Source organism: Pseudomonas sp. (assembly GCF_036404235.1).
Lineage (GTDB): Bacteria > Pseudomonadota > Gammaproteobacteria > Pseudomonadales > Pseudomonadaceae > Aquipseudomonas.
This window is the reverse complement of the sequence record NZ_DASWOT010000047.1, coordinates 1-26,676: the sequence shown is the minus strand read 5'-3', so window position 1 is coordinate 26,676 and position 26,676 is coordinate 1. Positions and strand designations below refer to the sequence as shown.

The 26,676-nt window shown below is 53.9% G+C and carries 28 protein-coding genes; 14 read left to right on the top strand and 14 right to left on the bottom strand.

Features of this window, described 5'->3' with window-relative positions; all coding sequences use genetic code 11:
- Window positions 1–70: 70 nt before the first annotated feature.
- Window positions 71–292 (bottom strand): hypothetical protein, encoded by a 222-nt coding sequence (locus VGC62_RS06005; RefSeq protein ID WP_331186149.1) that lies wholly within the window; start codon window positions 290–292, stop codon window positions 71–73.
- A gap of 144 nt (window positions 293–436) precedes the next feature.
- Complete coding sequence (gene dcd / locus VGC62_RS06000; RefSeq protein WP_331186148.1) at window positions 437–1,003, bottom strand: dCTP deaminase; 567 nt, start codon at window positions 1,001–1,003, stop codon at window positions 437–439.
- Window positions 1,004–1,312: 309 nt separating this feature from the next.
- On the opposite strand from dcd, the gene VGC62_RS05995 reads away from it, so the two are divergent.
- Window positions 1,313–1,522, top strand: coding sequence for a cold-shock protein (locus VGC62_RS05995; protein ID WP_002554837.1), 210 nt, complete (start codon window positions 1,313–1,315; stop codon window positions 1,520–1,522).
- Between the two features lie 117 nt (window positions 1,523–1,639).
- Here the strand turns inward: VGC62_RS05995 and apbC are convergent, their stop codons facing one another.
- Window positions 1,640–2,734 carry an iron-sulfur cluster carrier protein ApbC gene (gene apbC / locus VGC62_RS05990; RefSeq protein ID WP_331186147.1) on the bottom strand — a complete coding sequence of 365 codons (1,095 nt, stop codon included), beginning with the start codon at window positions 2,732–2,734 and terminating at the stop codon, window positions 1,640–1,642.
- 175 nt (window positions 2,735–2,909) lie between these two features.
- Here apbC and metG point away from each other — a divergent pair, with 175 nt between their 5' ends.
- The 4 genes from metG (at window position 2,910) to VGC62_RS05970 (ending at window position 7,079) form a co-directional block, all read left to right on the top strand.
- Window positions 2,910–4,952, top strand: a complete 2,043-nt coding sequence (metG, locus tag VGC62_RS05985; protein ID WP_331186146.1) for a methionine--tRNA ligase — start codon at window positions 2,910–2,912, stop codon at window positions 4,950–4,952.
- A gap of 104 nt (window positions 4,953–5,056) precedes the next feature.
- Window positions 5,057–6,100 carry an electron transport complex subunit RsxB gene (gene rsxB / locus VGC62_RS05980; protein WP_331186145.1) on the top strand — a complete coding sequence of 348 codons (1,044 nt, stop codon included), beginning with the start codon at window positions 5,057–5,059 and terminating at the stop codon, window positions 6,098–6,100.
- A gap of 52 nt (window positions 6,101–6,152) precedes the next feature.
- Entirely contained in the window at window positions 6,153–6,791 is a 639-nt protein-coding gene (nth, locus tag VGC62_RS05975; RefSeq protein ID WP_331186144.1) for an endonuclease III, read from the top strand.
- A 105-nt stretch (window positions 6,792–6,896) separates the two neighbouring features.
- Window positions 6,897–7,079 carry a PA3496 family putative envelope integrity protein gene (locus VGC62_RS05970; RefSeq protein WP_331186143.1) on the top strand — a complete coding sequence of 61 codons (183 nt, stop codon included), beginning with the start codon at window positions 6,897–6,899 and terminating at the stop codon, window positions 7,077–7,079.
- 150 nt (window positions 7,080–7,229) lie between these two features.
- On the opposite strand, the gene VGC62_RS05965 is transcribed toward VGC62_RS05970, so the two are convergent.
- Window positions 7,230–7,856 carry a response regulator transcription factor gene (locus tag VGC62_RS05965; RefSeq protein WP_331186198.1) on the bottom strand — a complete coding sequence of 209 codons (627 nt, stop codon included), beginning with the start codon at window positions 7,854–7,856 and terminating at the stop codon, window positions 7,230–7,232.
- A 1,205-nt stretch (window positions 7,857–9,061) separates the two neighbouring features.
- Between VGC62_RS05965 and VGC62_RS05960 the strand changes: the two genes are divergently transcribed.
- Together VGC62_RS05960 and VGC62_RS05955 are read left to right on the top strand one after the other, a co-directional pair.
- Window positions 9,062–9,577 (top strand): hypothetical protein, encoded by a 516-nt coding sequence (locus VGC62_RS05960; protein ID WP_331186142.1) that lies wholly within the window; start codon window positions 9,062–9,064, stop codon window positions 9,575–9,577.
- A 924-nt stretch (window positions 9,578–10,501) separates the two neighbouring features.
- The gene (locus tag VGC62_RS05955) at window positions 10,502–10,843 is read left to right on the top strand and encodes a hypothetical protein (protein ID WP_331186141.1); all 342 of its coding nucleotides are present in this window, start codon (window positions 10,502–10,504) and stop codon (window positions 10,841–10,843) included.
- A 97-nt stretch (window positions 10,844–10,940) separates the two neighbouring features.
- Here VGC62_RS05955 and VGC62_RS05950 read toward each other — a convergent pair whose 3' ends face one another.
- Window positions 10,941–12,158 (bottom strand): argininosuccinate synthase, encoded by a 1,218-nt coding sequence (locus tag VGC62_RS05950; RefSeq protein WP_331186140.1) that lies wholly within the window; start codon window positions 12,156–12,158, stop codon window positions 10,941–10,943.
- A 131-nt stretch (window positions 12,159–12,289) separates the two neighbouring features.
- The gene (locus tag VGC62_RS05945; protein WP_331186139.1) at window positions 12,290–13,198 is read right to left on the bottom strand and encodes a flagellar protein MotY; all 909 of its coding nucleotides are present in this window, start codon (window positions 13,196–13,198) and stop codon (window positions 12,290–12,292) included.
- Between the two features lie 147 nt (window positions 13,199–13,345).
- Here VGC62_RS05945 and pyrC point away from each other — a divergent pair, with 147 nt between their 5' ends.
- The 4 genes from pyrC to bfr all read left to right on the top strand — a co-directional run bounded on the left by pyrC (window position 13,346) and on the right by bfr (window position 16,150).
- Window positions 13,346–14,392: a dihydroorotase gene (pyrC, locus tag VGC62_RS05940; protein WP_331186138.1), complete on the top strand. Its 1,047-nt coding sequence runs from the start codon at window positions 13,346–13,348 to the stop codon at window positions 14,390–14,392.
- Window positions 14,389–15,066 (top strand): ribonuclease T, encoded by a 678-nt coding sequence (rnt, locus tag VGC62_RS05935; RefSeq protein WP_331186137.1) that lies wholly within the window; start codon window positions 14,389–14,391, stop codon window positions 15,064–15,066. The genes pyrC and rnt overlap by 4 nt, the downstream gene beginning before the upstream one ends.
- 190 nt (window positions 15,067–15,256) lie before the next feature.
- Window positions 15,257–15,475, top strand: a complete 219-nt coding sequence (locus VGC62_RS05930; protein WP_331186136.1) for a bacterioferritin-associated ferredoxin — start codon at window positions 15,257–15,259, stop codon at window positions 15,473–15,475.
- A 201-nt stretch (window positions 15,476–15,676) separates the two neighbouring features.
- Window positions 15,677–16,150 (top strand): bacterioferritin, encoded by a 474-nt coding sequence (gene bfr, locus VGC62_RS05925; RefSeq protein ID WP_331186135.1) that lies wholly within the window; start codon window positions 15,677–15,679, stop codon window positions 16,148–16,150.
- A 201-nt stretch (window positions 16,151–16,351) separates the two neighbouring features.
- Here bfr and grxD read toward each other — a convergent pair whose 3' ends face one another.
- From grxD to VGC62_RS05910, 3 genes are all read right to left on the bottom strand, one after another.
- Window positions 16,352–16,681, bottom strand: a complete 330-nt coding sequence (grxD, locus tag VGC62_RS05920) for a Grx4 family monothiol glutaredoxin (RefSeq protein ID WP_331186134.1) — start codon at window positions 16,679–16,681, stop codon at window positions 16,352–16,354.
- Window positions 16,682–16,792: 111 nt separating this feature from the next.
- Window positions 16,793–18,901, bottom strand: coding sequence for a molybdopterin oxidoreductase family protein (locus tag VGC62_RS05915; protein ID WP_331186133.1), 2,109 nt, complete (start codon window positions 18,899–18,901; stop codon window positions 16,793–16,795).
- A gap of 170 nt (window positions 18,902–19,071) precedes the next feature.
- Entirely contained in the window at window positions 19,072–19,374 is a 303-nt protein-coding gene (locus VGC62_RS05910; protein ID WP_331186132.1) for a hypothetical protein, read from the bottom strand.
- A 452-nt stretch (window positions 19,375–19,826) separates the two neighbouring features.
- On the opposite strand from VGC62_RS05910, the gene argF reads away from it, so the two are divergent.
- Window positions 19,827–20,747, top strand: coding sequence for an ornithine carbamoyltransferase (gene argF / locus VGC62_RS05905; protein WP_331186197.1), 921 nt, complete (start codon window positions 19,827–19,829; stop codon window positions 20,745–20,747).
- Window positions 20,744–21,829 carry an ABC transporter ATP-binding protein gene (locus tag VGC62_RS05900; RefSeq protein ID WP_331186131.1) on the top strand — a complete coding sequence of 362 codons (1,086 nt, stop codon included), beginning with the start codon at window positions 20,744–20,746 and terminating at the stop codon, window positions 21,827–21,829. The genes argF and VGC62_RS05900 overlap by 4 nt, the downstream gene beginning before the upstream one ends.
- A gap of 19 nt (window positions 21,830–21,848) precedes the next feature.
- Here the strand turns inward: VGC62_RS05900 and VGC62_RS05895 are convergent, their stop codons facing one another.
- Both VGC62_RS05895 and ybaK read right to left on the bottom strand, forming a co-directional pair.
- Entirely contained in the window at window positions 21,849–22,631 is a 783-nt protein-coding gene (locus VGC62_RS05895; RefSeq protein ID WP_331186130.1) for a PhzF family phenazine biosynthesis protein, read from the bottom strand.
- Between the two features lie 98 nt (window positions 22,632–22,729).
- A complete protein-coding gene (gene ybaK, locus VGC62_RS05890) occupies window positions 22,730–23,200 on the bottom strand; it encodes a Cys-tRNA(Pro) deacylase (RefSeq protein WP_331186129.1) in 471 nt (156 codons plus the stop codon).
- A gap of 340 nt (window positions 23,201–23,540) precedes the next feature.
- On the opposite strand from ybaK, the gene glpK reads away from it, so the two are divergent.
- Entirely contained in the window at window positions 23,541–25,046 is a 1,506-nt protein-coding gene (gene glpK / locus VGC62_RS05885; RefSeq protein WP_331186128.1) for a glycerol kinase GlpK, read from the top strand.
- 59 nt (window positions 25,047–25,105) lie between these two features.
- Here the strand turns inward: glpK and VGC62_RS05880 are convergent, their stop codons facing one another.
- From VGC62_RS05880 to VGC62_RS05870, 3 genes are all read right to left on the bottom strand, one after another.
- A complete protein-coding gene (locus VGC62_RS05880) occupies window positions 25,106–25,333 on the bottom strand; it encodes a hypothetical protein (protein ID WP_331186127.1) in 228 nt (75 codons plus the stop codon).
- Window positions 25,330–26,049, bottom strand: coding sequence for a lipopolysaccharide kinase InaA family protein (locus tag VGC62_RS05875; protein ID WP_331186126.1), 720 nt, complete (start codon window positions 26,047–26,049; stop codon window positions 25,330–25,332). Before VGC62_RS05875 ends, VGC62_RS05880 begins: the two co-directional genes overlap by 4 nt.
- 4 nt (window positions 26,050–26,053) lie before the next feature.
- Window positions 26,054–26,676: class I SAM-dependent methyltransferase (locus VGC62_RS05870; protein ID WP_331186125.1), on the bottom strand; the 623-nt coding region annotated here is incomplete at its 5' end.

Genomic DNA, 26,676 nt, shown 5'->3' with positions numbered 1-26,676 from the left:
CGAGCGAATTCAACCTAACGAGCGCTCAGAGAAAACCCTGCCGAAACGGCCATTTCGGCAGGGCAGGACCTCAAGCGACAGGCGCAGGTGGCGGCTCATCGGGCAAAGTAGGCTCGCCCGGTTCTTCAGGTTGCGGGTAGTCGTTAGGAGTATCAGGGTTCGGCTGACCGGGGATGCCACCTCCGACCATGTTCAATTGAGGATGCGCTAACAGCGACCAGGCCAGGAGTCCTACCTGATTGTGCTCCGGATCCACTTCCTTGGAGCGGGGGTTCTGCTGTTGTCTCTTCATAGGGCACTCCGTGAGCATTGGGCTTCACACGCATACAGCAAGTGGGAACGTTTCAGTCTGTAGAGCTGTAGAGTGCCCGTATCGAGACTAATTCAGTTTCAAAATGACCAACGGCAGTTTTTGCCTAAATAATACTTGAATGCCTTAGGTGCGCGGCAGGGTGACGCCCCGTTGACCCTGGTATTTACCGCCACGATCCTTGTAAGACACCTCACATTCTTCATCGGATTCCAAGAAGAGCATCTGGGCGACGCCTTCATTGGCATAAATCTTCGCCGGCAACGTAGTGGTGTTCGAAAACTCCAGTGTCACATGACCTTCCCACTCGGGTTCCAGGGGTGTCACGTTAACGATGATGCCGCAGCGGGCGTAGGTGCTTTTGCCCAGACAGATGGTCAGTACGTTGCGCGGGATACGGAAGTATTCGACGGTACGCGCCAGTGCGAAAGAGTTTGGCGGGATGATGCAAACGTCGCTTTTAACGTCGACAAAACTTTTCTCATCAAAATTCTTTGGATCGACAGTGGCCGAATTGATGTTGGTGAACACCTTGAATTCGTCGGCACAACGCACATCGTAGCCATAGCTTGAGACGCCGAATGAAATCACTCGATCAGCACCCTCGCCGCGTATCTGACGCTCTATGAAGGGTTCGATCATGCCGTGTTCCTGCGCCATGCGGCGAATCCATTTATCCGATTTGATGCTCATGGCGATGTCCTGAATAGCAAGGTGAAAAAGATGTCCGGCATCTTACCGGGCCGGGGCGTCGGGTTCAAAGGCTGTACGAGGCTGACAGCGAAACGGGAGGCCCTCTCTCGAAATAAACGTGAAGAGACCATTGGCACATCTCAAAAAAACGGTTAAGGTGGGTCCACTGTGTTGCTTGTGTCACTGAGAATCTCTACACGATGTTGAATTTCGATCCAACCATCTCCAAGAATTTTTCCTGCTCTTTGCACTCAGTCTCGGCCAGGGTTCTTCCTGAGTCGCAGTTAACTTTGTCCAAGGAGATACACCATGTCTAATCGCCAAACTGGTACCGTTAAGTGGTTCAACGATGAAAAAGGCTTCGGCTTCATCACTCCACAATCGGGTGACGACCTGTTCGTACACTTCAAAGCAATCCAATCCGACGGCTTCAAAAGCCTGAAAGAAGGCCAACAGGTTTCTTTCATCGCTACCCGCGGTCAGAAAGGTATGCAAGCTGAAGAAGTTCAAGTTATCTAACTTGTACTGAATCGCTTAAAAGACCCCGCCCTCAAAAGCGGGGTTTTTTAATGCCCGCAAGAAAGCAACCTCAGGAAAAATAAGGGAGCAAGCGAACTCACTCCCAAAGGTTTTACGTCAATCGTCACTGACGGTGATGTTCGGCATCGCGGGTGAAGCCGCTTCCTGCAACACAATCCTGGCGCCTACATGACGCGCCAACTCTTGATATACCATCGCAATCTGGCTTTGAGGTTCGGCAATCACCGTTGGCTTACCGCCATCGGCCTGCTCACGAATCAACATCGACAGAGGCAACGAAGCCAGCAATTCGACGTCGTATTGCGCAGCTAGCTTCTCCCCGCCCCCCTCACCAAACAAATGCTCGGCATGACCGCAGTTCGAGCAAATATGCACGGCCATGTTTTCGACCACTCCGAGCACTGGGATATTGACCTTGCGGAACATCTCCACGCCTTTCCTGGCATCCAGCAGCGCTAGATCCTGTGGAGTGGTGACGATAACAGCACCCGCGACCGGCACTTTCTGCGCCAATGTCAGCTGGATATCGCCAGTACCAGGCGGCATGTCGATGACCAGGTAATCCAGGTCATTCCAGGCTGTCTGAGTGATCAACTGCAGCAATGCGCCCGACACCATCGGACCGCGCCAGACCATCGGCGTATTGTCGTCAGTCAAAAAGGCCATCGACATCACTTCGATGCCATGAGCTTCGATCGGTACGAACCACTTCTGATCCTTGATCTTCGGCCGCGTGCCTTCAGGGATGCCAAACATTACGCCCTGACTCGGGCCATATATATCGGCGTCGAGAATGCCGACTCGGGCGCCTTCACGCGACAGCGCCAGAGCAAGATTGGCTGCGGTCGTGGATTTTCCCACGCCCCCCTTACCCGATGCGACAACAACAATGTTTTTGACATTGGCCAAACCAGGGATCTGCCCCTGCGCTTTGTGAGGCGTAATAACGGTATCGATGTCGACCTTCGCCGATGCGACACCGTCAAGGCCTGCGATGGCGATTTGCAGCATCTGGGCCCAACCGTTTTTGAACAGATCCGCGGCGTAACCAAGCTCCAGACGAACGTTGACCCGATCACCCTGGATGTCAATGGCTCGTACACACCCGGCACTCACCGGGTCTTGGTTCAGATAAGGATCGGTATACTGGCGAAGGACGGCTTCCACCGCTGCGCGGTTAACAGCGCTCATGGGTCACTCCCGAAATAAAGACTGAGCAAAACAGGCGGCTATCCTACCCCTTCTGTCGGGTGGCGGCATGGTTTCCCTGCCCTTGCAGCACGTTTGCGACGGTACTATGGGTGAAAAAAAATGCTCAGCCCTTTATAGTGGCCGACCTCCGTTTCACTTCAAGTAGCCGAGCCCCATGTCCGAGCCACGCAAGATTCTCGTTACCAGCGCCCTGCCCTATGCCAATGGTTCCATTCACCTTGGTCACATGCTGGAGTACATCCAGACCGACATGTGGGTGCGCTTCCAGAAGCACCGCGGCAATCAGTGCATCTACGTTTGCGCGGACGACGCTCACGGCTCGGCGATCATGTTGCGCGCCGAAAAAGAAGGCATCACGCCAGAGCAACTGATCGCCAATGTGCAGGCTGAACACAGCGCCGACTTTGCCGACTTCCTGGTGGACTTCGATAACTTCCACTCGACCCATGCCGAAGAAAACCGTGAGCTGTCGAGCCTGATCTACATCAGGCTGCGTGACGCCGGGCACATCGTCACACGCTCGGTCACCCAGTATTTTGACCCGGAAAAGAAGATGTTCCTGGCCGACCGCTTCATTAAGGGCACTTGTCCGAAATGCGGCACGGAAGATCAATACGGTGACAACTGCGAAAAATGCGGCGCCACATATGCACCGACTGACCTGAAAAACCCAAAATCAGCGATCTCGGGCGCCACGCCGGTCCTGAAGGATTCCAAACACTTCTTCTTTGACCTGCCGGCCTTCGACGCCATGCTGAAAAGCTGGACGCGCAGCGGCACGCTGCAAGACGCCGTGGCAAACAAGATCGCCGAGTGGCTGGACGCCGGTCTGCAGCAATGGGACATCTCGCGCGATGCGCCGTACTTCGGCTTCGAGATCCCGGACGAACCCGGTAAATATTTCTACGTGTGGCTGGATGCGCCGATCGGCTATATGGCCAGCTTCAAGAACCTCTGTGCCCGACGCCCTGATCTGGATTTCGACGCATTCTGGAACAAGGACTCGACCACCGAGCTGTACCACTTCATCGGCAAAGACATCGTTAATTTCCACGCGCTGTTCTGGCCAGCGATGCTTGAGGGGTCGGGCTTCCGTAAGCCAAGCGGCATCAACGTTCACGGCTACCTGACGGTCAATGGTCAGAAAATGTCGAAGTCTCGCGGCACCTTTATCAAAGCTCGAACTTACCTCGACCATCTATCACCGGAATACCTGCGTTATTACTACGCAGCCAAACTGGGCCGCGGCGTTGATGACCTGGACTTGAACCTGGAAGACTTTGTGCAGAAGGTCAATTCCGATCTGATCGGCAAAGTGGTCAACATTGCCAGTCGCTGCGCAGGCTTCATCCACAAAGGTAACGCAGGAGTGATGGTTGCGGACAATGCCGCACCTGAGCTGACCGATGCCTTCCTGATTGCCGCACCCAGCATCGCCGACGCTTACGAAGCACGCGACTTCGCCCGCGCCATGCGTGAAATCATGGCACTGGCAGACCGCGCCAATGCTTATATTGCCGACAAGGCTCCATGGTCACTGGCCAAACAAGAAGGCAAACAAGATGAAGTCCAGGCAGTGTGTGCCTTGGGCATCAACCTGTTCCGCCAATTGGTGATCTTCCTCAAACCAGTGCTGCCTTTGCTTGCCGCCGATGCCGAGCGATTCCTGAACGTCGCATCACTCACCTGGGATGATCACAAAACCCTGCTGAGCAACCACCAGTTAAATCCATTCCAGCCCCTAATGACACGCATTGATCCGGCCAAGGTTGAAGCCATGACTGCGGCATCCAAAGAGGATCTGACTGCCAATGCGACCGACACCGGACCGCAAGGCAACGGAGAACTGGCCAAGGACCCTCTGTCACCGGAAATCGAGTTCGATGCCTTCGCCGCCATCGACCTGCGGGTCGCCCTGATCCTGAAAGCCGAACACGTGGAAGGTGCCGACAAGCTGTTGCGCCTGACGCTGGACATTGGTGACGAGCAACGTAACGTATTTTCTGGCATCAAGAGCGCTTACCCGAACCCAGCGGAGCTCGAAGGTCGCCTGACCATGATGATTGCCAACCTCAAGCCTCGAAAAATGCGTTTCGGTATTTCTGAGGGCATGGTGATGGCCGCAGGCCCCGGAGGTGAAGAGATCTACCTGCTGAGCCCTGACAGCGGTGCCAAGCCAGGTCAACGCATCAAGTAAACTGAAGATGCCTGGTGATCGCATGCGGTTGCCGGGCCGTATTTGGCAAAGACCTCGCCTGCACGGCAAAAACAGCCTCACCCAGCCAAGGCACTGATTCAAGCATGAGCCTGATCCAACGCATCGATGCCCTTTTACCCCAGACGCAGTGTGGCAAATGCGGACATCCAGGCTGCAAGCCCTATGCAGAAGGCGTGGCCAATGGTGAGGCTATCAACAAATGCCCACCAGGCGGCGACGAAACCATTGCTCTACTGGCTCGATTGCTCCACGTTCCCATCATCGAGCTTGATACTGATCGCGGACCCGCTCCAGCCCAAGTGGCGTTTATCCGTGAGGCAGAATGCATTGGTTGCACAAAGTGCATACAGGCATGCCCGATAGACGCAATCATCGGTGCAGCCAAATTGATGCACACGGTCATCATTGATGAATGCACCGGCTGCGATCTGTGTATTGCCCCCTGTCCTGTCGATTGCATTGAAATGCACCCACTGCCCCTAGAGGTGGTCACTCCGATAATTGGTGGACTGGCGCTAAACGAAGCACAACGCCAGGCACGCAACGCAAAACGCAACCACGCCCGATACCGATTCGAAACACGTAACGCTCGACTCAAGAGAGAAGAGAACCTTCGGCAGGCCGAACGATTGGCTAGGGCTCATAGACCTGCGGCGCTCTCGGACACTTCGGCGGAACCCGCACAGGTAATCGCTGAAAGGGACTGCACTCAAAAGGTTGCCAATGACGACGCCGCAATGAAGCAGGCGCGTATTGCCGTGGCAATGAGTCGAACCCAACTCAATAAATCCCTGAAAGCATTCGGCCATCCTCCGATTGCTGAACAAGCAGCACGCCTAGTCGAGTTGCAACGAGAATTTGAAGCAGCGGAGCAGAAACTGAAGGTGCTGCAATCGGCCGGGAACGATATTGCTGTGACTGTCGATACACCTGTAATGGCCCGGCCCGATACTGCGGCGTTGAATCGCGCGAAGATTCAGTTGGCAATGCGCCGCGCCGCCCTGAAAAAAGCCCTGGGCGCGCAGGCACCTGTCGATCAGATTGCACTCCTCAACGCAGATGTCGACAAGGCAGAGCAAACACTGCGTCAGTTCGAAACACCTGCCGCTGTCCGTGCAAAGCCCTGATTCAGTTATCAACAATTAAACAGCCGCACGTTTTCAAGGAACAACTCACGTCATGAATGCAGCAAAACGTCTGGAAATATTTCGCCGGCTTCATGAGGATAATCCCGAGCCGAAGACCGAACTGGTCTACACAACACCGTTTGAGTTGTTGATCTCGGTGATCCTCTCGGCTCAAGCGACAGACGTGAGCGTCAATAAAGCAACCGCCCGCCTCTATCCTGTGGCAAATACCCCGCAGGCCATCTACGCCTTGGGGGTCGAAGGGTTATCGCAGTACATCAAGACTATTGGCCTGTACAACAGCAAGGCAAAGAATGTTATCGAGACCTGCCGCCTATTGATCGAGAAGCATGGTGGTGAGGTTCCGCAGACGAGAGAGGAGCTGGAGGCTTTACCGGGCGTTGGCCGCAAAACAGCGAATGTAGTGCTCAATACCGCGTTCCGGCAGATCGCCATGGCGGTGGACACCCATATTTTTCGAGTCAGCAACCGTACCGGCATCGCCAAAGGAAAGAACGTTGCCGAAGTTGAAAAGCAGCTGATGAAATTCGTGCCCAAAGAGTTTTTGCTAGACGCCCACCATTGGCTTATTTTGCATGGCCGCTATGTCTGTCAGGCGCGAAAGCCTCGGTGCGGTAGTTGCCGAATCGAAGACCTTTGCGAATACAAGGACAAAACCTCTGACGATTGAGCAATAGATGTTTCATAGGGCAATCGATTGAAAAAATCTTTTTTACCCGGAGAGGGATTGTCGCTATAAGGTCCGCCAAGAACCGCCTCAGCCTGGAGTCAACTTATGAGCACTGGCAAAGAGCAACTGGATGTGGAAGATGACTTCGTAGCCGTCGAGTCTGACGAGAATGCACAATTACCCGCCGAAAGCGCCAAAACCAATCTTAGCAAACGCCGCACCATCGATAATCTTCTTGAAGAACGTCGCCTGCAAAAACAGCTGGCAGACTACGACTTCGATCTTTGACTTCCTACACCCTTGGCCCCTTCCCTAGGGGATGATGCTGATCGAAGCCTCTCCGAACTCTGAGAGGCTTCATGGCGCCGGAAGCATATATTCCAAACAGGACGCCCCCAAGATTACAATGAGACCTGTTAATTTTGCCAGCTCGACGACCTAAACCAGCCCGTTGCGTTGAGCGAGCTCGATCAGATCGACCAGTGAATGGGCGTTGAGTTTCAAAAGAAGGCGGGTTTTGTAAGTGCTGACTGTTTTGTTACTTAAAAACATGCCGTCAGCAATCTCCTTATTGGTTTTTCCTCGTGCGAGTTGCTGCAATACCATCATTTCGCGGCCAGAAAGTCGGTCAACCATTTCTGCCTCACTGGCGTTCCCCAAGCTTGAGCGAACGGTGTGCAGCGCCTGATTGGGGAAATAGCTGTAACCCGACAAGACAGCCTTGATAGCGCTCAGCAATTCGGTAAGGTCTTGTTGCTTGCAAACGTAACCGGCAGCCCCCGCCTGCATGCAACGCATAGAAAAATGCCCTGGTGCTTGAGAGGTCAGAATCAGCACCTTGAAGGGCAAGGTCATTGCCGAAAGGCGTGCAATGACTTCAAGACCATCAAGCTTGGGAATACCAATGTCCAGAATGACGATATCAGGCAGATGCTCGCGTGCCAGCTGCAACGCGTCCACTCCATTATCCGTCTCCGCGATGACCTCATAACCATGACGTTCCATCAGCATGCGCACGGCAAGGCGAATGACAGGGTGATCATCGACGATCAACACTTTATTCATGAGCAGTCCATTTTTCGCTGTTCGAATTTTCAGAGCCCGCACAATAGCCTAGTCGTTTAGTACTTTGCATGAAGCCTCCCCCCGCAGATCAACAGGCAAAGACCTTTCACACGCCCACAACAGAACGGTCCTACACGACTTGCCCTAAGCGATGACGATTTCAATATATTCACAGCCCTCCCCTCCATGGGATCAGCTCGCAGACGCAGCATTTGGGTTATCCATGCATTCGACCGTAATCCGCTTTCAGCCGTTATTCCAGTAGATTTGTTCATCTCTAATACCTCATTGGACTTATTACCCTGACCTCCTGCTGAACAAGGCATATGCAGGCGTTTGGTCAGGTAAAATTTTTGAAAGCAACCACGGTAGGAGCGCGTAAAAAGCGGAGCATCAAGGTCAGATCTCGACCATTTGACTCACAAGGCGCTATAGCCTTCTCCGGGCGTAGGACCACTCTCGGAAAACTTCATTGCTTGTCAGCGTAAGCCTAATTACCAGCCGTGCCAAAAAACAAAAATCATAAAGTATTTCGGAACGCTGCTGACAACTCTCCCGCCACGTTTAAAAAATCACACACATGTGTTCGTAAATTTCCATATTTATTTATTTCAGGAATATTCCTACACCATAATCGGATATTTCTAATGCCTCGTCTGGTTTTTCTGTCACACCCCCTCATCAGGGGGCCCCACCCAACCCTCGTAGGAAATGATGAATCCAGAATAGAAAACTTAAATAGTTATTCATTATCGCAATACGGTATCTTTAGTCTGGCCTGCTGAAAATAGTGCTCGTTCGACTGGTACGTAATACTATATCTCGCTTTAAATCCATAGCAAATCCGGCAAAGCAGAAAAATACTACAAGACTAAAAGACATATACCTTCCCCATGTAAGACCGAGCCCCAACAAAAAAAACAATTCAAGAAAAATTAATTTTTTACTTGCAAATTTTATTACCAGTCGTTACTTTTTTGAGTAACAGGTCGTCGTTAATAGCGGAAAATCATCAACTAAAGCTAGCCCTATTGACCCGATGCTTTCAAATACAACACTGCCTACCGCCCTACTTAAGCAGTCATCGGGGGCATCACAAAACCCCATAATTATTTGATTTTTCTCACGCACGCATAAGCGATACCGAACATACAAGAGCATGCATATCAACATGTTCAATGAGGAATATATCATGAACAAAAAAAATGCAAACCTCTTCGTCACATGACACTGACAGCCTGAAACTTGCCACGGCAGTCCAAATATTCGTTGCCAAAGGTGGTGTTATCAACGTCGTACAGGATGGCGAATCCGGAGAGTCCTGTACAGAACCCACTATCACGGAAACACCTGAGTCAGACGCTGACGCTGACATCTTGATACAGGCAAAAGTGGAACTGCTCAAAGGCCTTATCGCCAAAGGTGCTGGAGTTTCGGCACTGCAGTACTCCCTGAGAATGAATAGGAAAGATATCAAGCGCCTGGCCTACGAAAATGGACTGACCATCCGGTACAGCCAACCTGTTCGAGGTAACAGACCTGAAAGGCAGAAGGATATTGCAACGGTAGACGACGTAGTTGCTGGTCACGCAATGCATTATTCAAGCTTGGGTTACACCGCCCCGGAAATAGCTCAACTGCTAGGCTTGAGCATCCGGGACGTATGGCATATCGGGAAAGCCTACCGCATTGAGTTCAAGCAACGAGCAGTGAAAGAATAGGAATGGTCTGCGTCGCAAGATTGACCGAACCGGTTGTTCGTCTTCCCATGGACACAACCAGCATATAAACACTCAAGGCCGCTGACGGCTGACACCCTGTCAAGATGGCTCGGCAGAAGCTGTAGCGCCAGCGAGTGTTCTAAACATCTCGCTGACACTTGAGAGTTGAGTCTATTACTCAGCAATCATTATGTTTATTGCAGTTCGAGCACTCACTGATTGAAGCAAGGAGCAGTCACTCCCGCTATCCATTATGCCTGTGAGGAATATCACATGAAGATACTCAACCGAGCCACCCCCCCTTCAGCATCGTTACGATATTTGCCACATTGTCGGAGGTATCTGTAGCCACCACCCCTCCATACCTGGGTGAGAAGCCTCTACAATTTCATCTGTGGTTTCTTATTCTACTTTTTGTGCGCCCTGACATTGATACTCTTCTTACAGTGATTCTAAACAATGCCACTCTAAACAATGCCACGAAATTAAAAAAACAACATGCTTAAAACTCTCAAGCTCCCTCTATCAGCTTCGCCCCAATACCTTTTGATATGATGCAATTCGCTACGGCACTACACGCAAATACAGAAATGATAAATCAGTCTTGAAAATTCGATTTTTTCTTGTACAACGAACTTACGCACATCAACGGATAATTTGCCAAATGAAATGTAGGAAATCATATCCTCAACGCCTTAAAACTAGAGAATAACGCTCAGAAATTACGGCACTTAAAGTGGGAAACGACGACTTTGAACCGCGCTTCTTCGTTGCACACAATGAGATATTCTTCACGCCCTTGTTTTATAAACATATTTTTCTCTACAAAACCCAACTTCCAACTCTAAACCATTAAGCCGAGAAGGCAATCACCAAGGAAAGCGACTAAAGTCATACAAAGCTATCTATTATGCAAAGCCGAAAATGAAAATCAAGACTACACATGTATCACGCATCACCTACCCCCCTATACCGAATGATGGGAATACTATGTCACGACTAAAAGAATTTCACGAACTGGAAGACGCGCTAAAGATAAAATTGGCACGGCTTGAGTCACTAAAAAATGAGACAGAACTGATCACAGAACTGGAGTTCGAAAAGAAACTGACAACACTAATGAAGCGCTACAACAAAGATATCGACGATGTGATGACGATGCTCAAGTGGCAGTCCCATACATCAAACACTACGATTCATGAGGAAAAGTCTACCTACACGGTGCGTAGCAAACCACTGACAAAGAAGCGCGCAACAGAGCGCTAACGTATTGATATAACTCACATCAGGAGAAGCGCTCTCCTAACCTGATAAAAAAATAGCCCCAGATAGTTGGGGCTATTTTTTATCTGCCTTTTTACGATCAGAACAACTTGCGGTTCTTATTCGCGGCGATACGCATGCGTAACGCATTGAGCTTGATGAAACCTGCAGCGTCCGCCTGGTTATAAGCACCACCGTCCTCTTCAAAAGTTGCGATGTTGGCATCAAACAGCGAATCATCGGACTTGCGACCGGTGACGATGACGTTACCTTTGTAAAGTTTCAGGCGCACTACGCCGTTCACATAAGCCTGAGATGCGTCGATCATCTGTTGCATCATCAGACGTTCAGGGCTCCACCAGTAGCCGGTGTAGATCATGCTGGCGTACTTAGGCATTAACTCGTCTTTCAGATGAGCAACTTCTCGGTCAAGCGTGATCGACTCAATGGCGCGGTGAGCGCGCAGCATGATGGTGCCGCCCGGTGTTTCGTAGCAACCGCGGGATTTCATGCCGACATAGCGGTTTTCAACAATGTCCAGACGACCGATACCGTTTTCACCGCCGATGCGGTTGAGCGTGGCCAGTACGGTAGCGGGGGTCATTTCGACGCCGTCCAACGCGACAATATCGCCGTTGCGGTAGGTCAGCTCAATATACGTTGGGGTGTTCGGCGCATCCTCCGGGGACTTGGTCCAACGCCACATGTCCTCTTCGTGTTCAGTCCAGGTATCCTCCAGCACGCCGCCTTCATAGGAAATGTGCAGCAGATTGGCATCCATCGAATACGGGGATTTTTTCTTACCGTGACGCTCGATCGGGATCGCATGCTTCTCGGCGTAATCCATTAGCTTTTCGCGCGACAGCAAGTCCCACTCACGCCACGGGGCAATGACTTTCACGCCTGGCTTGAGCGCGTAGGCACCGAGTTCGAAACGAACCTGGTCGTTACCCTTGCCAGTCGCGCCATGGGAAATGGCGTCAGCGCCAGTTTCGTTGGCGATTTCAATCAAACGTTTGGCGATCAGCGGACGGGCGATGGACGTACCCAGCAGGTACTCACCTTCATAGACGGTATTGGCGCGGAACATAGGGAACACGAAATCGCGCACAAACTCCTCGCGCAGATCATCGATGTAGATTTCTTTGACGCCCATGGCTTGTGCCTTGGCGCGTGCTGGCTCGACTTCTTCGCCTTGACCGAGGTCGGCGGTAAAGGTCACCACTTCGCAGTTGTACGTATCCTGCAGCCACTTGAGGATTACCGAAGTATCCAGGCCTCCGGAATACGCGAGAACTACCTTGTTTACGTCCGACATGCCATCACTCCAACGCGTTGTACGGAAAACCGACGATTCTACCGTTCTACCCCGTGGATTTACAGTGTCGCGACAGCTTGTGACGACGAAGCGACAAATTATGTCGAGTGAACGACTCTCTCTATCGGAAATCAGGAAGTGGACGCAGCACTGCCTGCCGCTGCAACCGGCGCGGGGTTATTGTTGGGCGCAACGCGTTCCAGATGAATATTCACCCGGCGGTTGCGGGCTCGATTGGCATTATTGGTATTGGGTACCAACGGGTAGCTCTCGCCGTGGAAACGCAGAGTGATCTGCTCTTCCGGGATGCCTTTTGATTTCAGATAATCCATGACCGCCAACGCTCGACGACGGGACAGATCTCGGTTGGTCAGACGGTTGCCGCTGTTGTCGGAATGACCGTCCAATTCGACATGATTAACCGTAGGATCGGCTTTCATATAGGCCAGCGCCACGTCCAGCTTCGCTTTACCAGCCGCGTCAAGATCGATACCACCGCCAGGGAAACCGATTTCCGCCTGCTTGACTTGTTCGTAGTTCATTGGAAGAAGTTTTGTAGTACACAGCTGAAAATCGCCAAAAGCCTTGTTGAATTTCACCGGCAATAAACGGATCTCCATTGCTCCGCTGCCATCACGCGCGACATGCCGGATAACGGGACTGCGACCGTCCATCAGGCCACTGATCAATCTGCCTGCCTGGGCCTGCGAGGTGTTGAAGGGGATCTGACCATTGCTGACCTTCACCGAACCGAGGTTGAGATCACCGCGGCCAGGCTGCCAGGGTGCCGCAGCGGCAAGTAACGTGGCAGAGCCAGCGCCAGGCGCATAGCCCGTGGCCTTTAGTCGGAAAATCGCCTGTTCGCCCGCACGACGCACGAACTCACCGGCACCAAAGTCGGTGATTGGCTGGCTGAGTCGGCATTCAAACTGATCGCCCTCGACCTTCCACTCGATATTCTCCAGACGTGTCTGGAAAGTGAGAGCCACGGCCGGCAAGCTGGCAAACACGCTGAGCAGGGCTAAATATCGCTGGCGCACGGGAGGCTCCACATAAATTTTTCCGCGTTACAAAATTTATCGCTTACACGTGGCTATCGGTTCCTTCCTACAAAACTTGATAGCGAGTGCCTGGATGAGTCTTTTCCGGTAGCATTCCCAGCGAGTTTGACCCGCCTGGAATCCCCAATGTCCGACCGCCTGACCCTCCTGCGCCCCGACGACTGGCACATCCATCTTCGCGATGGCGCTGTTTTACCCCACACCGTTGCGGACGTTGCGCGTACGTTTAACCGTGCCATCATCATGCCGAACCTGGTTCCGCCAGTACGTAATGCACAGGAAGCCGACGCCTATCGTCAGCGCATCCTCGCGGCACGTCCCGCTGGTAGCCGTTTCGAGCCGTTGATGGTGCTTTATCTGACCGACCTGACCCAGCCGCAAGACATCCATGCCGCCAAGGCCACAGGCTTTGTGCATGCCGCCAAGCTTTACCCGGCGGGCGCCACCACCAACTCTGATTCGGGCGTCACCAGTATCGACAAGATTCTGCCGACGCTGGAAGCCATGGCCAAAGTCGGTATGCCGCTGTTGGTCCACGGCGAAGTCACGCGCGGTGAAATCGACGTGTTTGATCGAGAAAAGATTTTCATCGACGAGCACTTGCGCCGTGTCGTCGAACTGCTACCGACACTGAAAGTGGTGTTCGAACACATCACTACCACTGAAGCGGTGCAGTTCGTCAACGAAGCTTCTGCCAATGTGGGGGCGACCATTACCGCCCACCACCTGCTTTACAACCGCAATCACATGCTGGTCGGGGGTATTCGCCCGCACTTCTATTGCCTGCCAATTCTCAAGCGCAACACGCACCAGGTCGCACTGCTCGATGCAGCCACCAGTGGCAGCAGTAAGTTCTTCCTGGGTACCGATTCCGCACCTCATGCCCAACACGCTAAAGAAGCAGCGTGCGGATGCGCCGGCTGCTACACCGCTTTTGCGGCGATCGAGTTGTATGCCGAGGCGTTCGAACAACGCAATGCGCTGGACAAGCTGGAAGGCTTCGCCAGTCGCAATGGGCCGGCGTTTTATGGTCTGCCGGTCAACAGCGACACCATCACCCTGGTTCGTGACGAGTGGACTGCGCCAACCAGCCTGCCATTCGGCGAGCTTTCTGTTATCCCGCTGCGCGCCGGTGAAAAACTGCGCTGGCGCCTGCTGGAGGAACACGCGTGAGTGAAAACCAATACGACGACGATCAGGAAGGTTCTGGCGGCGGTACAGGCTCCAGACATCCTATGGCAGCGCGTTTTCGCGGTTACCTGCCAGTCGTTGTCGATGTAGAAACCGGTGGTTTCAACTCGGCTACCGATGCATTGCTGGAAATTGCCGCTGTCACCATCGGCATGGATGAGAAAGGTTTTGTGTTTCCTGAGCACACCTACTTCTTCCGGGTGGAACCGTTTGCAGGTGCCAATATTGAAGCAGCCGCACTGGAATTCACCGGCATCAAGCTCGACCACCCGCTGCGCATGGCTGTCAGTGAAGAAACAGCGCTGACCGACATTTTCCGTGGCGTGCGTAAAGCCCTGAAAGCCAACGGTTGTAAACGCGCGATACTGGTTGGACACAATGCCAGTTTCGACCTCGGCTTCGTCAATGCTGCCGTGGCGCGCCTGGACATGAAGCGCAATCCATTCCACCCGTTCTCAAGCTTTGACACGGCAACACTTGCGGGCTTGGCTTATGGTCAAACAGTCCTCGCCAAGGCATGCCAGGCCGCCGACATCGATTTTGATGGCCGCGAAGCTCACTCGGCACGTTACGACACCGAGAAGACCGCTGAGCTGTTCTGCGGGATTATCAACCGCTGGAAAGAAATGGGCGGCTGGGAAGATTTCAACGATTAAGGTCTTCGCGCGATGCCAAAACCGGCCTCTCTGGCCGGTTTTTTTATGGGCGATATTCCCCTGCATGGCCATGCTCGGACAACCGCTCATCGCGCCTGACAAAGTCTTCATGAAGTAGCTTTGACAAGCATTCTCATTAACATTAGTATCCATCACATTGAGCAAATAACTCAGCGACGGTCTTTTATTTATGTATGTCTGCCTCTGCCAAGGTGTTACCGACGGACAAATCCGCGAAGCAATCATGGACGGATGCTGCAGCTATCGTGAAGTGCGCGAGACCTTGAGTGTCGCCAGTAAATGTGGGAAATGTGCCTGCGTGGCGAAGCAAGTGGTACGTGAAACCCTGACTGAGCTGCAAGTCAGCCAAGCGGCACTGGCCTATCCCGCAGAATTTTCAGTCGCCTGAATCACCTCAGTGTTGAAGAACCGGACTTAGTGTTCGGTTTTTTTATGCCATTAATTCAATCGCTTAGCGATAAGATGCGGAACACAAACATTCTTATTCTTATTTAATTTTACTTATTATTCAATAACTTAGGTTTGACAGATGTATATGAGCGGCTCAAACTTGCGCCCTATATACAATTTCATCGACAGGACCTCGATCATGAAAGGCGACATTACAGTCATCCAGCATCTCAACAAGATCCTCGGAAACGAGCTGGTCGCGATCAACCAATATTTTCTGCATGCGCGTATGTACGAAGATTGGGGTCTGAACAAGCTGGGCAAGCACGAGTACCACGAATCCATCGATGAGATGAAACACGCCGACAAGCTGATCAAGCGCATTCTGTTTCTCGAAGGCCTGCCTAACGTGCAAGACCTCGGCAAAATCCTCATTGGTGAGCACACCAAGGAAATGCTGGAGTGCGACCTGCGAATCGAGCGCACTGGTCACACCGACCTGAAAGCCGCCATTGCTCATTGCGAAGTGATCGGCGATTTCGGTAGCCGTGAATTGCTTGAAGATATCCTTGAATCGGAAGAAGAGCACATCGACTGGCTGGAGACTCAACTGGGCCTGATCGATAAAGTGGGTATCGAAAATTACCTGCAATCGCAGATGGGCGAAGAGTAAGTTAGCACCAACGAAAAGCCCCGCTCTCATGCGAGAAGCGGGGCTTTTTTGCGTCTGCGATCTGTAGCTCGCTCGTAGGAAACCTACCTAGCCTGGGTCAGACATCGCTCTGTACAGGCTAGATATTCGCGATACGGCATGCCTGACACACCGCATACTCTTTTTCACCAACAGGTTGGCTCCCACAGAAACCGCAGCAATTTACGCAGTTGCGTTTTTCGCTACAGCTTCCTTAACCAAGGCCTGCAACGAGCCGTCGGCTTGCATCTCAGTGATGATGTCGCTACCGCCGACCAGCTCACCACCCACCCACAATTGCGGGAAGGTTGGCCAGTTGGCATATTTTGGCAGGTTGGCGCGGATTTCCGGGTTCTGCAGGATGTCGACGTACGCGAACTTTTCGCCACACGCCATCAATGCCTGAGAAGCCTTGGCCGAAAAACCACACTGAGGGGCATTCGGAGCGCCTTTCATGTAAAGCAGAACGGTGTTGTTGGCGATCTGCTCTTTAATCGTTTCGATGATATCCATGGAACACCTCGGCTTAACTTTACGACTCTATGAGTCGACACGGTGGCGCATTGTAACGGAATCCCCAGCGTAACACTCGGTCTTGGCTTTAGTCGAAAGTATAAGACCGACTCAAGCCGCCGCAACCTGCACAGGCACGCCGTTTAACGCGGCATTGCCAGACAACGCGTCGAGCTGCCGTTCGTCGGTCAGGTCGTTGGCGCTTACGCCGGGTTGGGCTCTGGCGATATCCATCTGCACACCTGGACGTGCATGCCCCCAACCATGGGGCAGACTGACCACGCCCGGCATCATGTCGGTGGTCCCCAGTACTTGCACTACGATCACGCCGACACGCGAGCTGACCCGCACTGTTTGTCCGTCGATCAAGCCACGACTGGCGAGATCATCGGGATTCATCAGCAACTGGTGCCGTGGCTTGCCCTTCACCAGACGATGGTAATTGTGCATCCACGAATTATTACTGCGCACATGGCGACGACCAATCAGCAGAAGCTCGCCCGTTTGCGGCGCTGGCGCGGCATTGAAGCGTGCCAGATCCGCCAAAATGATTTCAGGCGCTGCCTGCACACGTCGGTTGGCGGTCTTTAAACGGGAGGCGAGGTTCGGCTTGAGCGCGCCAAGGTCCAGGCCGTGGGGATAGTCGCGCAACGTATCGATAGAAAGCTTCCATGACGAAGCGTCGCCATACAGCCCTGCTCGAAGACCTCGGTCAATCATCTGTATTGGCGCTACTGTGGGTTTCAATTCACGTTGAGCCTTCGCTGTAAACGCCTGCGCCAGGCCGACGAAGATTTCCCAGTCATGCAACGCGCCTTCAGGCTTGCCCAAAATAGCTTGGTTGAACCGCGTGACATTACGCACCGCAAGCATATTGAACGTGGTGTCGTAGTGATCGTTTTCAAGAGCGGACGTCGACGGCAGAATCAAGTCCGCATAGCGAGTGGTTTCATTGATATACAGATCGATGCTTAACATGAACTCAAGTCCGTCAAGCGCTTGCTCCAGACGTCGACCATTGGGTGTCGACAGCACAGGGTTGCCCGCTACGGTGATCAACGCTTTCACCTGCCCTTCGCCCTCGGTGAGCACCTCTTCGGCTAGCGCCGAGACGGGCAGCTCTCCACTGTATTCAGGAAGACCTGAGACCCGGCTCTGCCAGCGATTGAATCCGCCGCCAGAAGTTGATTGCACCAGATCAAGCGCAGGCTCGGTACACAACGCGCCACCCACACGGTCAAGGTTGCCGGTGACCAAATTGATCAGTTGCACCAGCCAGTGGCAGAGCGTGCCGAACGACTGCGTGGAAATCCCCATACGGCCGTAACAGGCGGCTTTATCGGCAGCAGCGAAATCCCGCGCAAGCTGACGAATCTGTTCAGCTGGCACACCACAGCGCAGGCTCATGGCGTCAGCATTCAACCCAGCGATGGCGTGCCGTACCTCATCCAACCCGTCGACAGCAAGATGGCTTTCGCGGGTCAGTCCTTCGGCGAACAAGGTATGGAGCAATCCGAACAGCAGCGCTGCATCGCCACCAGGGCGCACGAACAGATGCTGATCGGCGATCACGGCGGTTTCGCTGCGGCGCGGATCAACCACAACGACTTTACCCCCACGCGCCCGAATCGCCCTCAGGCGCTTCTCCACATCCGGCACGGTCATGATGCTGCCATTGGAGGCCAACGGATTGCCGCCCAGGATCAGCATGAAGTCGGTGTGGTCGATGTCGACAATCGGCAGCAACAGGCCGTGGCCATACATCAAGTAACTGGTGAGGTGCTGCGGAAGTTGATCCACCGAGGTGGCGGAGAATCTATTGCGGGTTTTCAGCTGACCCAGAAAGTAATTGCTGTGGGTCATCAGGCCATAGTTGTGGACGCTGGGGTTACCCTGATACACCGCCACCGCGTTTTGCCCGTGCCGTTGCTGAATATCAAGCAAGCGCTCCGCCACTAGGTCAAAGGCCTCTTGCCACCCGATAGCGCGCCATTGTGTACCGACTCGCTGCATCGGTTGGCGTATGCGATCAGGATCATTCTGGATATCCTGTAGCGCCACCGCCTTGGGGCAAATGTGACCACGGCTGAAGGTATCCAGCGCATCGCCCTTGATCGAGGTAATGCGGGGCTCGGCATTATCGTCGAGGGTGGTTTCGATGGTCAGGCCGCAAATGGCCTCACACAGGTGACAGGCTCGGTGGTGGAGGGTCTTGGTCATCGCCAGCCTCATATTTTTGTAAGGCAATCATGGGATCGCAGAAACAAAACTATGGAGCTTGGTTCGGCACTTCGCCAGAAGGGTTCGTGATATGAATCGCACAGCATCAGGCGCGCCGATAGACACTCTCACGAGTAAAGAGCCAAGCACTGACCAACATGCAGATCAGACTAAGACCCAGAGCCACCGATTGGGGTAACGACTTTGCGCTGGAGCTGAATCTCGTGAACTGTCTCGACCTGCTCCTGAGAGACCTGAACCCCGGTCAACTCACCGATCAAGCGCCAGTGGTCGTCCAGACCGGAGCTGATGGTCGCCATACGATCAATCATGCGGCGACCGGCAGAACGCGTGACCTCATCGTCGCTGCGCATCAGCTCGAATGACATCGAGGTCATGGACGCGGTGAGGTGCGTGAGGGTGCGGGCAGTGAGCCCAAGCAGTTCCGTCAGTTGTTTCTCTTTTGAATCCATTCCCCACCCCCTAGGTACATATAGGCGCTATTTATAACTCACGCTGGATAATTAAGAAACGTTCAGGCTTGCGAGGCGTGATGCATGTCGCAGAAGGCTTCATGACCGATTGCAACTGTTACCGTATCGGCAGTAATTGCCAACGTAGAGATCGGCAGTGTACAACTGAGCCCTTCGAAACGCGCGAAGCTGGCTAAGTGCCTTATCGCTCGTGCCACAGTAGCATCCGGAAATACTAAAAAGCGTCTAAAAACCCCGCTTTCCGGCTACCGAGCGTCTGAGGAAGTTATCCCGATGACGCGGGGCATTGGCACGAAGCGACATTTGCTTATACCATCGCGCCTTCCCTAATTCGTCGCCCCGTGCGGCTTTCGCCGCAGGTCTCGCCCGTTTTCCCGATAAAACCCGGCTTTGAGGATCTGCGGTCTGTTGCAGAAAGGTAGTTGTTAATGATGAGCGCAAGGCACTTTCTCTCGATGATGGACTACACGCCAGATGAACTCGTCGGCGTGCTTCGTCGAGGCATAGAGCTAAAGGACCTGCGTAACCGCGGCGTACTTTTCGAGCCACTGAGAGGCCGCGTACTGGCGATGATTTTCGAAAAATCTTCGACACGTACCCGGGTTTCCTTTGAAGCGGGCATGATCCAGCTCGGCGGTCAGGCCATTTTTCTGTCCCCTCGGGATACCCAGTTGGGTCGGGGCGAACCTATTGCCGACGGCGCCCGGGTGATGTCGCGCATGGTTGATGCGGTGATGATTCGTACCTTTGCTCACAGCAACCTGACCGAGTTCGCTGCCCATTCCCGCGTTCCCGTGATCAACGGGCTGTCCGACGATCTGCACCCCTGCCAGTTGCTGGCCGACATGCAGACTTTCCTTGAGCATCGCGGTTCGATCAAGGGCAAGACGGTGGCTTGGATCGGCGATGGCAATAACATGTGTAACAGCTATATAGAAGCAGCGATCCAGTTCGACTTTAATCTGCGTATCGCATGTCCCGAAGGCTATGAGCCCGAGCAGCGCTTCCTCGCACTCGCCGGAAACCGGGTGACGCTCACACGCGATCCCCGTGACGCTGTAAAAGGCGCGCACCTGGTCAGCACTGACGTGTGGACATCAATGGGGCAGGAAGAAGAAACCGCCAAGCGCGTTGCCTTGTTCGCACCCTTCCAGGTAAATCGTGCGTTGCTGGACCTGGCCGCTGAAGACGTACTGTTCATGCATTGTCTGCCCGCCCATCGCGGTGAAGAGATCAGCCAGGACCTACTGGACGACCCCCGCTCAGTGGCGTGGGATCAGGCGGAAAACCGTTTGCATGCGCAAAAGGCGCTGCTTGAGTTCCTCGTCGCTCCGGCGTTACGGCCTGCATGAGTGCGCCCATGCTGTTGAAGCTGCGCAACCTGGTCTGTGGTTATCAAAACCAACGCGTGGTGCAGGATTTGAACCTGCACCTCAACGCTGGCGACATCGGATGTTTGTTGGGGTCATCGGGATGCGGCAAGACCACGACGCTACGCGCCATCGCTGGTTTCGAGCCGGTCCATGAGGGTGAAGTCGTCCTTGATGGCGAAGTCATCTCACGTGCGGGTTTTACGTTGGCCCCCGAAAAGCGCCGCATTGGCATGGTGTTTCAGGACTACGCGCTGTTCCCACACCTGACTGTCGCCCAGAACATCGCCTTTGGCATTCGCAATCACCCACGGCTGGCGCAGCTGACAACCGAGATGCTGGAGTTGGTCAACCTGAGCGCACTGGGCAAACGTTATCCTCATGAACTGTCTGGTGGCCAACAACAGCGCGTGGCATTGGCGCGGGCCCTGGCACCCGAACCGCAACTGCTGTTGCTGGACGAGCCGTTTTCCAACCTTGATGGCGAATTGCGTCGGCGACTGAGCCATGAGGTGCGCGACATTCTCAAGGCCCGCGGAACCAGTGCCATTTTGGTGACCCATGATCAGGAAGAGGCCTTCGCGGTGAGCGATCACGTGGGGGTCTTCAAAGAAGGCCGGCTGGAACAGTGGGACACGCCCTACAACCTGTACCACGAGCCAGCCTCGCCATTCGTGGCCAGTTTCATTGGTCAAGGCTACTTCATTCGTGGGCAATTGATCGACGCTGAGTCAGTACAGACCGAATTGGGTGTGTTGCGTGGCAATCGGGCTTACGCTGGTATCAGTGGCGCTCCAATGGATGTATTGCTGCGCCCCGATGACATCGTTTATGCACCCGACAGCGCATTGAAGGCTCGCGTGGCGAGCAAGACCTTTCAGGGCGCCGCAACCCTGTATCGTCTGCAGTTGCCAACGGGCACTCAACTGGAGGCTCTGTTCCCAAGCCATACCGATTTGAATGCCGGTGATCTTGTTGGCATAGACGTTACCGCTGAGCATCTGGTGTTGTTCCCAGCGGTAGGGAGTGTACCGGCTCACGCTCCAAGCGTAGAACCTGCGTAAGAGCAGTCAAAGTCCTGCATCAACCGACCGTCAACTTTCCACTCGCCACCAACGTTGCATATCCGCCAATCTTCACCCGTTCACCTTCCAGGCGGCAGAACAACTCTCCGCCGCGTGTAGAGCATTGATACGCGCTCAAACTGAGCTTATTCAGCCGCCGCGACCAATACGGGATCAATGCGCAATGAGTCGATCCAGTCACCGGATCCTCGGGGATCCCCAAGCCCGGTGCGAAATAGCGCGAGACGAAATCATACTGCTCGCCCCTGGCGGTGATGATCACTCCTGGCCACGGCAGCCGAGCGATAACTGCCATATCAGGTTTGCAGTCGCGCACCGCCTGTTCTGAGTCCAGTACCACCATCAACTCGGCAGCGCCCAATACATCGACCACTTCAACACCCAATGCACGCTCGATATCGATTGTGACGCCAACCTCAATCGAGGGCATCGCCGGAAAATCCAAAAGCAGCCGCCCCCCCTCACGACTGACGCTCAACGGGCCTGACTTACCGATGAACTCAATACGCTCCGACGTCTCGCCGTATATCTCGAACAACACATGAGCACTGGCCAGCGTCGCATGACCGCACAACGGCACCTCAGTGGCTGGGGTGAACCAACGGATATGCCAGCCCTGGGCTTCACGCACCAAAAAGGCGGTTTCGGCCAGGTTGTGCTCGGCAGCAATACGTTGCATCAATTCATCGGCGAGCCAGGTATCCAGTCGGTAAACCATCGCAGGATTGCCAGCGAAAGGCCGGTCACTAAAAGCATCTACTTGATGAAATTCAAGCTGCATGGAGGACATCCCATTGATTAATCACAACAGCGACCAGCGGGTCGCCACACCTCATTCCTACACACCAGTGACTCAGGGAGTCTAACCATGCACCTGAATCAATCGCGGCCAATCTGCGCAAATGTCGCGTGAGTATGTTGAGCAAGCACAGCCGCTGACAACTCGACTTCAAGCCCACGTCGCCCAGCGCTGACGAAGATCGTTGTAAAGGATTGAGCGGATACATCGATGAATGTTCGAAGCCTTTTCTTCTGGCCCAGCGGACTGATGCCGCCCAACAAATAACCGGTCGCGCGTTGCGCAGCAGCAGGGTCGGCCATTTCAGCTTTCTTTGCGCCTGCAACATGGGCCAGCGCTTTGAGATCAAGGGTACCCACGACGGGCACTACCGCCACCAACAACTCACCTTTTTCAGTGCTCGCAAGCAATGTCTTGAATACCTGAGCGGGGGGCAAGCTCAGTTTCTCAGCCGCCTCAAGGCCATAAGATGCCGCCTTGGGATCATGTTCATAGCTGTGAATACGGTGTTCGGCGCGAACTTTTTTCAGTAAATCCAATGCGGGGGTCATGCGGGCACTCCAGACGTACCTGGCAATGTATAAAGAAGTGCCATTACTTTAGGCCATCTGCTCCGCAAACGCCTCACCCCGTGGCGCCCGACGTCAATAAAAACCACAACCCTCGACACGAAGGAGACTGTTCATTTTTGACTTTGACATGATTCGTTTATGTCTATATTTTTTCGAATACGAATATTCAGAGGCTACTTGGTGCATCGGTGAGTCTGGCCGGAGTTTGGACGTAAACTGATGCGACGTTTCGCTGGCTGCACAAGATCATTGCTCACAGGTGTCGCACTACAGATTCATGAGTGCTCTTGAAACCGGCTTTTATTACCAGGCAATCGACATGACTGATACGAAGAATAAGAACTACATCATCGCCCTTGACCAAGGTACGACCAGCTCCCGCGCCATTGTTTTCGACCGCGACGCCAATGTGGTCAGCACGGCTCAAAGCGAATTCGTTCAGCATTACCCGCAGCCTGGCTGGGTAGAACATGACCCCATGGAAATTTTCGCCAGCCAGACCGCGTGCATGACCAAGGTTCTGGCTCAGGCCAATCTGCATCACAACCAAATCGCCGCCATTGGCATCACCAATCAGCGCGAAACCACAGTGGTCTGGGAAAAAGACACCGGCCGCCCCATTTACAACGCAGTGGTCTGGCAGTGCCGACGCAGTACCGAGATCTGTCAGCAACTCAAGCGTGAGGGTCTTGAGGACTACATTAAGGAAACCACCGGCCTGGTCATCGATCCGTACTTTTCCGGCAGCAAACTCAAATGGATCCTCGACCACGTCGAAGGCAGTCGTGAACGCGCGCGTCGTGGTGAACTGCTGTTTGGCACGGTCGATAGCTGGCTGATCTGGAAATTCACGGGCGGCACGACCCACGTCACGGACTACACCAATGCCTCGCGCACCCTGATGTTCAACATCCACACCCTGGAATGGGACCAACGGATGCTAGACGTGCTGGACATACCACGCGAGATGCTCCCGCAGGTCAAATCGTCGTCCGAAGTCTATGGCCACAGCAAGAGCGGCATCCCGATTGCCGGCATCGCGGGCGACCAGCAATCAGCACTGTTCGGGCAAATGTGCGTCGAGCCTGGTCAGGCAAAAAACACCTATGGCACCGGCTGCTTTTTGCTGATGAACACGGGCAAAAAAGCCGTTAAATCCAACCACGGCTTACTGACCACCATTGGTTGCGGCCCGCGTGGCGAAGTTGCTTACGCGCTTGAAGGGGCTGTGTTCAACGGCGGCTCGACCGTGCAGTGGCTACGTGACGAACTGAAGATCGTCAACGATTCGATAGACACCGAGTACTTCGCCACCAAGGTCAAGGACAGCAACGGCGTGTACCTGGTCCCGGCCTTCACCGGCCTTGGCGCACCCTACTGGGACCCTTATGCCCGCGGTGCTTTGTTTGGGCTGACCCGTGGTGTGAAGGTCGATCACATCATTCGTGCTGCGCTGGAATCCATCGCCTATCAAACCCGGGACGTACTCGACGCCATGCAGCAAGACGCGGGCGAGCGCCTCAAAGCGTTGCGCGTCGACGGCGGTGCCGTGGCGAATAACTTCCTCATGCAATTCCAGGCGGACATCCTTGGCACCCAAGTCGAACGCCCGAAGATGCGCGAAACCACGGCGCTGGGCGCAGCCTATCTGGCCGGTCTGGCGATTGGCTTCTGGAGTAGCCTGGACGAGTTGAAAGACAAGGCCGTGATCGAACGCAGATTCGACCCGCAATGTAACGAGGCCGAAAGAGAGAAGCTCTACGCCGGCTGGAAGAAAGCGGTGGACCGCACTCGAGATTGGGAGCCACACGAATCGGCAGATTGAGACGCTTCACAGAAGGCAAAAAAGGCCCGATCAACGGGCCTTTCAGTCAAGTGGTGGATTCAATTTTGTCGCCCTGCCCCCTGGACTAGACCATACATCAATAACAGCAAATCATGATCAGGCCGGGCAGCGACCTCTGCCTTCGCTGTGCGTGGAAGATAGCAGACTCCTTCGCCATGTTCGGCACCAAGGATCTTCGGCCCAGGTTGATCCCAGGCCGCGAGAGCGATAGAGGCAATCCCCAATGCTGAGACCAGGAACAAACCTCGTGCCACTTCTAACTTCATCGATCTAAACCTTTGATAGAGCTGCCAAATGCCGCCTCGTAAAAGTAGACCAGCTTGCTCCAATCTGCAGATTTGAACGACGAATGGCGACGCAACTGCTTCATATCGTGTTGTGCAGCCGCGTAGGCCGTCAGACGGCGGCGACATTTCTCAAGATCGAGCAACGCCACCTCAGGTTTGGCGTCAGCCCCCTCGCCTACCACTCGCACAAAAACGTGCTTGATGTAGATGCAGCTGTGCTGCCACCTGCCCTTGTGCATACGCGCCAGATTTTCCGCGAGCGCCTTGAGCATTTGGTCATGCAGCACCTCACCAAAATGTTCGCGACCGCCTGAGGCGTACCAGTTTTCGATTTCTTCGAAGCCATCCAGAGAAGCGGTTACCAGCAACGCGCGCCATTCATTGTTCTCGTCGCGTTCGGCGCCACAGAACACCATTCTCGGCACGTTGACATTGAGCTGACGAAGGCCTTCGAGGGCATCGCGCTCACGCAACACTGTCGGACGACCGAACGGATGTAACCAACTACGATAGATGTGCCCAGTCTGACGTTTTACGTACAACAGCCGACCATTCTCCGATACAACGCGCTGTACACCACTTTCTCCACCACGACGACGATTAGGCTCCTCCACCCAGTCCCCGCGCGTGTTCCAGAAATAAGCGAAGCGGTCCTTGGCCGGTACTGCCAGGTCTGCTACGAAATCAACGGCCATCCTGTTACCTCTTACGTAATAGATACACTCGCCACATGGCGTACAACGGCAGGAAATCCAATCGCTCTTGGATGCGAAATCCTGCGTGCTCGAATTCTGCTTCTACTGTGCCCACCGGCAACACAAAACGGTTCTGGTAGCCTTCCTGCTGGCGCTTACGCTCGGCGCGCTTGCGCTTCCAGGCTTTGAAATTGCCATCAACCCACAACGAAATAATCACGCTATCGCGCGTAACTCGATGAAACTCCTTCAACAAGATCGCCCGATGCTGCGGATCACCAACGTGGTGCAATAACCGCATGCAAAAAATGCTGTCCACAGCATTGTCAGGCATATCAATCGCAAAAGCGGACGTCTGCAAGGGCTGTACCCTTTTCATCACCTCCGGTGATTGAGACTTGCATGCCGTCTCCAGCATAGCCGCTGAGTTATCGGCGCCTATGATCACTCGATTGGCCTTTTCCGCCAACAAAGGCCAGAAACGACCGGCACCACAGGGCAAGTCCATCACCAGGCCTGGCTCACCCGCTAATGCCAGTGCGCGCCTGGCCAATTGTTCATCCCGGCGATGAGACAGCGTGCGCGCCAATCCATCCTTATGCTTGTGCAAATATTTTCGCGCATGGT